This window comes from bacterium, from assembly GCA_009926305.1.
Taxonomy (GTDB): domain Bacteria; phylum Bdellovibrionota_C; class UBA2361; order UBA2361; family RFPC01; genus RFPC01.
In genome coordinates, this window is record RFPC01000261.1 from 1 (window position 1) to 1,110 (window position 1,110).

The 1,110-nt window shown below is 47.7% G+C and carries 1 protein-coding gene; it reads left to right on the forward strand.

Going from position 1 to position 1,110, the window contains the following annotated elements:
• A partial coding sequence (locus EBR25_14365) for a hypothetical protein (protein ID NBW42153.1) occupies positions 1-1,110 on the forward strand: 1,110 nt, incomplete at both ends.

Below are 1,110 nucleotides of genomic sequence, written 5' to 3' on the forward strand. Positions count from 1 at the left end.
CGGCCAACCTCTCTCCATCAATAATATTATCGGTAGTGCGGTAGGAGCATTAGATCTCTCACTCCCTGACTCCATCAATCAGATAATCTCCACTGCCGGTGGGATCGGCGGAATTAGTGATATCGTCTCTGGGGATATTCTCGGGAAACTTTCCGGCGGGGATTTTGGCGAAATAGCTCAGATGGCTGCCAATTTTGCAAACCTACCCGGCATCCCCGGTCTTGGAGGAGTTCAAGGCGTCCCGCAATTAGCCACCTCAGCTCTCCAATTAGTAGGGTTGGGTGGGCAATTTACTTCGTTCTTGGGCCCAGCAGGCCTTGGGCTAAGTGCGTTCTCTGCTCTTACGGGCATCAACCCTGTCTCATCTATCCTTGGCGGAATACCAGGACTTGGCGGATTATTCGGAGGAGGTGGGTTAGATTGTCCCTGCGATCCTAAGTGTAGAAAGACAGAACACGGAGTGGATTCTGATGGCAATAGACTCCTTGATCCTTGCGGTAATGTCCTAAAAAGCGGACATAGTTCCTATTCGCCAAGTGGTAATCCCATTGACAATAACTCCAACCCTATCACTGACTTCCTTCCGACTCAGATTGGTGAGGAATTGTGTGTTAAGAATCCTTTCGACTTAACAAAAATCCTCAAGGCGGTAAGCAGACTGAGAGACCTCGCCGATAGAATGGAAGGGTCCAAGAACGCGGACTTCCCTGAGTTTTTTGGTGAATTAATCTATTCCCTAGAGGCCATTGAAAAGGCCCTTAAACAAGCAGATAATAACATCTCCAAAGTGGAGTCTATCGAGCGGAAGCTTATCGATGCTCAATATCGAACTATGAGAAAGTTCTTCTCATCGAGCTTCTCTTACTTCCCCTTGGCGATGAAAGACATGACAGAGCACGCAAAGGCTATTACCGATCTTTATCAGTACGTAAAACGCTTAGACGCAGCGAAAGACGGCCCAAGAATCGGAGCAGTTCCCACTCCAGCTATTGTTCTCACCAAGAAAAACATTAAGCAGATTCCCAAGCTAAGTAAAAAATCTCGGGCTGAAGCAGCGTTGACAATTAACAAGGCTCTCAAACCCGCTCATAAGGAGTGGAAAGAACTCTC